The organism is Acidobacteriota bacterium, from assembly GCA_003696075.1.
GTDB lineage: Bacteria > Acidobacteriota > Polarisedimenticolia > J045 > J045 > J045.
Window position 1 is genome coordinate 22,087 of record RFHH01000034.1, and the last position, 6,161, is coordinate 28,247.

The window sequence follows — 6,161 nt, forward strand, 5'->3', positions numbered from 1 at the left end:
GCGCCCGCCGCCTCCCTCTTGAGATCAGGAAATGTCGCGGGCGATGAGCGACAGGAGGTCGACCACCCGGTTCGAGTAGCCCCACTCGTTGTCGTACCAGCTCAAGACGTTCACGAAGCCGTCGCCGCCGACGCGCGTCGACAGTGCGTCGAAGATCGACGAGTGGGGGTTACCGATGATATCCGAGGAAACGAGCGGTACCTCGCTGTACTCGACGATCTCGCGCAGGGGACCCGCAGCCGCCTCGCGCACCGCAGCGTTCACTTCCTCGACCGAGGGAGCTTTCCGGACTCGGCACACGAGGTCGACGATCGAGCCGTCGGGCACCGGCACACGCATCGCCATCCCGTCCAGTTTGCCGGCAAGCTGCGGCAACACCTTCCCGACCGCCTTAGCCGCTCCGGTCGTGGTGGGGATGATGTTCTCGGCAGCCGCGCGGCTGCGCCTGAGGTCGCGGTGCGGCACGTCCGCGAGTCTTTGATCGTTCGTGTACGCGTGGACCGTCGTGACAAAACCCTCTTCGATGCCGAACGCCTCGTCGAGGATCTTGGCGATCGGCGCGAGGCAGTTCGTCGTGCACGAGGCGTTGGAGATCAGCCGGTGCTCCGGCCGGAGATCGCCCTCGTTGACGCCGATCACGACCATGGCGTCGATCGGCTCCTTCGGCGGGACCGTCAGGATGACTTTCTTGGCACCGGACGCGAGGTGGCGCTCCAGCGGCTCCCGGGTGCGGAACACCCCCGTGGACTCGATCACGACGTCCACACCGAGGTCACCCCACGGGATTTCGGCCGGGTCCCTGACAGCCGTCATCGCCACCTTCCGGCCATCCACGTACATCGAATTCTCGTCGACGGTGACGCTCTTCCAGAAGCGTCCCATGACCGTGTCGTATTGGAGGAGGTAGGCGAGCTGCTCGTTGTCGTAGAGATCGTTCACCGCGACGACCTGCAGGTCCTCGCGGGACGAGAGGATGCGGAACACGCTCCGGCCGATGCGCCCGAAACCGTTGATGCCGATCCTGACGCTCATCGCGCTTCCTCCCGCTCGAACGCGGCCAGCCTCTCCAGAAGGTCGGCCACCCGGTGCGCGTAGCCCCATCCGTTGTCGAACCAGCACAGGGTCTTCGACACCCGATCCCCGAGGGTCATCGTGGCGAGGGAGTCGAAGGTTCCCGAGTACGAGCTGCGTACGATGTCGCTCGAGACGATCGGGTCCTCCGAAAACTCGAGCACCTCGCGGTAGCGCTCGGTGCTGGCGGCGGTGCGCACCACCTCGTTGATGTCGGTGCGGTCGATCTTCTCCCGGTGCCAGCAAACGAGATCGACGACCGAGCCGTCGGGCACCGGCACGTTCATCGCCTTGCCGGTGATTCGCCCGCGAAGATCGGGGATCAGCTCCATGACGATCTCCGCGGCATTGGTCTCCTGCGGGATGATGTTCTCGGCGGCGGCCCGGCCGCGACGCTTGTCGGCCACCGGGACGTCGGCGAGACGGAGCTGGTTCGTGTAGGCGTGCACGGTGGTCAGGAACGCCCGCTCGATACCGAACGCCTCGTGGAGGATCTTGATCACCGGAGCGATGCAATGGGCGGTGCACGAGGAGTTCGAGATCAGCCGATGCTCCGGTGACAGGGCGTCGTCGTTGACGCCACGGACGACCGTGATGTCCGGCGGATCCGCCGGCGGCGAACAAAGGACGACGCGCTTGGCCCCCGCTTCGAAATGGCGCTCGAACTCACGCCGGCGGCGCGTGCGGCCCGTCGCTTCGACGACGATATCGACGCCGAACTCGCGCCAGTCGACATCGCCCGGGTTCTCGGCCGAGAGCATCGCGATGCGACGCCCGGCAGCGTACAGCCTCCCGTCCCTGATGCTCACCTCGCCCGGGAAACGGCCCAAAAGAGTATCGAACCGCAGGAGGTACTCGAGCCCCCGGTGGTCGGCGATGTCGCTGATCGCACGGATCTGAAGATCGGTTCTCTGATGGAGAATCCGGAACAGATTGCGGCCGATCCGACCAAAGCCCATCAAGCCGATGCCGATGCTCTTCATCGCCCGACGACGCCTCCCGGGCCGGCCCACACGGCCCGCATGGCGAGAATCTAGCAACCGCAGCCCGGCAAGCAAGCCGCCTGCCGGGTGGACTCCCCCGGCGCCGGCCCCGGCGGGCCGTCCGCCCCGGGGGCGGGCTCAGGGGCAGGCGACCGGGGCCTGGTGCACGGTCACGCCGCAGTAGCCGACCCCGCGGTGCGGGCGTTCGGCTCCCTGCCAGTCGTAGCCGTGGGGCCCCTCCTCGCCGGCCGCTGTCGCCGATGCGACGAGGAAGAACACGCTCTGGCCCGGTGCGCCCGGCATCGGCACCACCTGCTCGCCCCCGCGATCGAGGTCGCAGACCGCGCCGGAGTAGGCTCCGGACGAGACCGCTCCCAGGTCCCCCCAGAAGAGGTGGTAGCGCTCTGCGGTGCAGGTTTCGGTGTCGAAACGAACCCACAGCTCGCCGCCGGCGGTGCGCTCGGCGACGAGCTCCCGTCCCGGGACGGTCCGCCCATCGGGGACGTCGATCGGTCCCGCCGCCGCCGCTCGGAAGCGGAACATGCTGCGCCCGTGGGTAGCGGCGGTGAGGACCCCGTCGTTGGGGTGGCGGAAGAGCTCGACCACGGCAGCCGTCGGCAGACCGTCCGAGAAACCGTACCAGGTGGCGCCACCGTCGTCCGAGCGGTAGATGCCTAGATCGGTTGCGGCAACCAGCACGTTCACGTCGCCGGGATCCACGACGAGGTCGTTCACGGGAACGTCAGGAAGGTCGCCGGTCACGTCGGTGTAAGTGGAGCCTGCATCCGGCGTGTACGTGATCTTCGGGTAGCCGAAGCCCGAGTAGATGATCCAGGCCGCCGCCGGGTCGCTCGGATGGGGAACGATGCGCCGGATGGTGCGGATCGGCTGCCCGCCGCGGATATCGGTGAAGGAGGGAGTCGGAGCGAGGGCATTCTCGCTGCGGAACAGGCCGCCCGCCTCGTATCCCACCCAAAGCACGTTCCGATCCGCGGGAGACACCGCCAGGGCGCTCACCATGCGGCTGAGGAAGACCGGCCCGAGGATCTCCTCCCAGGGCGTGTCGTGGAAGTCCTTCGTCCGGTAGACGCGGTTGGTGCCGACGTAGAGGGTATTGGCGTCCTGGGGATCCTTCTCGATGATGCCGACCCATGCGCGGGGATCCTGGCTTCGGATCCCGGTGTTCGCATCCTGGAAACCGTTTCCTCCGTTCAGCGAGCGCTGGAGGTTGGTGTTCTGGTACTCCATGAGAATCTTGTCGCCCGATGCGGCGCACATCCCGCCGTCTCCGCCGAGAACCTGCCGCCAGCCGTCGGTGTCGCGGTATCGGTGCGATCCGTTGTCCTGCGTGCCGCCGCCCAGCCATCCGGCCAGTGCATCGTTGCCACACCCACCGTAGTACTGTGTGGTCGGCAGTCCGTCACTGATCCGAGTGTAGGTCCGGCCGTAGTCGGTGGAGAGAAAAACGCCGCCGTCGCTTCCCGCGATGACCTCGCCGCCCGGTGCGACGAGGATGGCGTGATGATCCACGTGAACCCCGCTGCTCGTTCCTTCCCATGTCTGCCCGCCGTCACGCGAAATGTGGATACCGACGCCGTGGAGATAGATCGTGTCGCAATCGTCGGGGGCGATCGCCACCACGTTGTCGTACCAGCACTGTCCACCGCAGTGGTCCGGTGCCGAGGCCACCTCGGACCACGTCGCACCCCCATCGGTGGACTTCCACAGATCGCCGCCGTTGAGGCCGGAAGCCACCACCATGATGTCCGGATTTCGCTCACAAAGGGCGAGATCCATCCGCGCCAGGTCCGAGGGGAGTCCGCCGCCGACTTGGGTCCAGTTCGCTCCCCCGTCCGTCGATTTCCAGACACCCCGGTTCCACATGCCGGCGAACATGACCGACGGGTCGTCGGGACGGAAGATCACGTTCGTCGCCCCGGTATCGGTCGGCAGCCCGCCGCCGACCTGGACCCACGTCCGCGCCGAATCGTCGGAGCGGTAGAGGCCGTACTGGCCGCACGCCCAGATGCGGTCGCGCACCGCCGGATCGGGGTGGAGGCAGCGGAAAACGCTGGAAAACGCATCTGACGCCGTCCAGGTCCGGCCGGCATCCTCGCTGCGGAGCACGCCGATACCGCCGTAGTTGTCGATGGCTCCGTTCCCCTCCCCCGTGGCCCAGAAGAAAAGAGAGGGATCGTGGGGATCGGCGGCGACGGCCCCCGTCGCCTGTGTCGCCTCCCGCTGGGTGAGCGGCTCCCAGCTGCCGCCATGGTCCCGGGAGAGGAAGACGCCGCCGTCAGCCATGCCCGCGAGGATCCAGCCGGGGCGCCCGGGGACGTACGAAAGCCCGGTGACCCGGCCGGGAATCGTGGTCGGCCCCACGGGAATCCAGCGCCCGATGGCGGGAATCTGACCCGCCGCCGTGGCCGGCTGCGAGGGGCCGCGCGCCGAGAGAAGCCGGGACAGAGCCCGCTGTCGCCAGCCGTCGGGGATCGGCCTGTCGAACGGGGTGAGGCGCTGCTTGAGCCAGTAGTGCATCCGCATGACGCGGGCGTCGGCGACGCCGGCATCGATCTGGGTCAGGAGCCAGCGGTAGGTCGGGTCCGGCGTGCTCCACTCCTCCGGAGCGATCGGCGTCCAGCGCTTGTACAGAAGCCCCTTCGGGGTCGGGGTCGCGGCGAGCATCCCCGGAAGACCGGGTTCGGTGCGACGGACCCACTCCGCCGGGGGCGCGGTGTGGTCGTCGAGATCCTGCGGAGGATCGCCGGCGAGGGTGGGTGAGGCGACTGACAGCAGAAAGAGGATCGCGGCGATGGGGGACTTTGCGGACACGGAGATCTCCTGGAACCGCCGGTGGATGGCGGGCGGCTCCTTCTAGTACGGCGAGACGAGGAGCGCCACAACCGCCGCGCGGTGGCCCCCGGGAGCACCGCTCGGCATACAACTGCTTGCAAATCAGCCAGTTCGCCGACGCCCGCCATTCCCGAGGCGTCCGGATCCGGACACCGCATGCCTTCCGGGGAGCTGGAACGGGAACGGCTCCGCGGGGAATCCCGCCGCCGTCGGGAGCGGCGACCCTCGGCCCGCTTTCCGGCCCGACCCTCGCCGTCGGGAGCCCGGAGAGCGGCCCTCTGGACCCCGACCGCCGAGCGACGCCCCGCGGCCCGGACCGGATCCGGCCGCCCTCGTTCGCACGCCGAACGGCGGCCCGCGCGTCCGGACGAGGCGGCCGGCACCGCTGGCCGGGCTGCGATTGGGGCATTTGCCCTATTGATCCCGGCTGCTCGCTTCGGGAGAGATAGGCGCGAGTGCGAATCGGTTTCCGGGGTGTGGGGAGTTCGATGAGACCGCAACGAACCGCCCGACGGCGACCACTGGCGCCATGGCCGGTCCGTCCTCCGCGCTCGGCCGCCCGACCTCCGGGGGGCCGATGGACGCGGTCCGCAGCACCCCATCTCGTTCGGCAAGCGAAGAGGGAACGCGTATGAGCCACCACATGAGCAGGTCAGCAGACAGCCGGTTCCCGGTCTTCTGGATTCGGGCCCTCGGTCTCGCCATTGCGGCCGGTTCGATCCTTCTGATCGTGCCGGCAGCGATGGCGCAGGGACCGCCGTGTCTGGACCAGGATGGAGACGGGTATGTCGTGTGTGATGGGGTTTGCGATCCCGGCGAGCTGAGTTGCGGCGACTGTGACGATTTCGACAACGCCGTCCACCCCGGAGCCACGGAAGTCCTGTGCGACGGCGTGAACCAGAACTGCCTGGGGATGACCGAGGACCACCCGGACAACGACGGGGACGGGTACGACGTGTGCAGCCCGGATCAGGCGGGCGACAGCGACGGGTTGCCGGCGGACTGCGCCGACTCCGATCCTGCCGCGCATCCCGGGGCCACCGAGCAGTGTGACAATATCGACAACGACTGCGACGGCACCGTCGACTCCTTCACCACCACCTGCGGCGTCGGAGCCTGCGCCGCCACCGGCACCTGCACCAACGGCGTCGACTCCTGCCAGCCAGGCACACCCTCCGAGGAAATCTGCGACAACGTCGACAACGACTGCGACGGCACCGTCGACTCCTTCACCACCACCTGCGGCGTCGGGGC

General features: G+C 68.3%; 4 protein-coding genes. 1 reads left to right on the forward strand and 3 read right to left on the reverse strand.

Annotation, left to right across the window (positions count from 1 at the left end; genetic code table 11):
* Nucleotides 1-24: 24 nt before the first annotated feature.
* The 3 genes from gap to D6718_02185 all read right to left on the reverse strand — a co-directional run bounded on the left by gap (nt 25) and on the right by D6718_02185 (nt 4,886).
* The gene (gene gap / locus D6718_02175; protein RMG48275.1) at nt 25-1,032 is read right to left on the reverse strand and encodes a type I glyceraldehyde-3-phosphate dehydrogenase; all 1,008 of its coding nucleotides are present in this window, start codon (nt 1,030-1,032) and stop codon (nt 25-27) included.
* Nucleotides 1,029-2,054, reverse strand: coding sequence for a type I glyceraldehyde-3-phosphate dehydrogenase (locus D6718_02180; protein RMG48276.1), 1,026 nt, complete (start codon nt 2,052-2,054; stop codon nt 1,029-1,031). Before D6718_02180 ends, gap begins: the two co-directional genes overlap by 4 nt.
* A gap of 138 nt (nt 2,055-2,192) precedes the next feature.
* Nucleotides 2,193-4,886, reverse strand: coding sequence for a hypothetical protein (locus D6718_02185; GenBank protein ID RMG48277.1), 2,694 nt, complete (start codon nt 4,884-4,886; stop codon nt 2,193-2,195).
* 652 nt (nt 4,887-5,538) lie between these two features.
* Between D6718_02185 and D6718_02190 the strand changes: the two genes are divergently transcribed.
* On the forward strand, nt 5,539-6,161 hold a 623-nt coding region (locus tag D6718_02190), incomplete at its 3' end, for a hypothetical protein (GenBank protein ID RMG48278.1).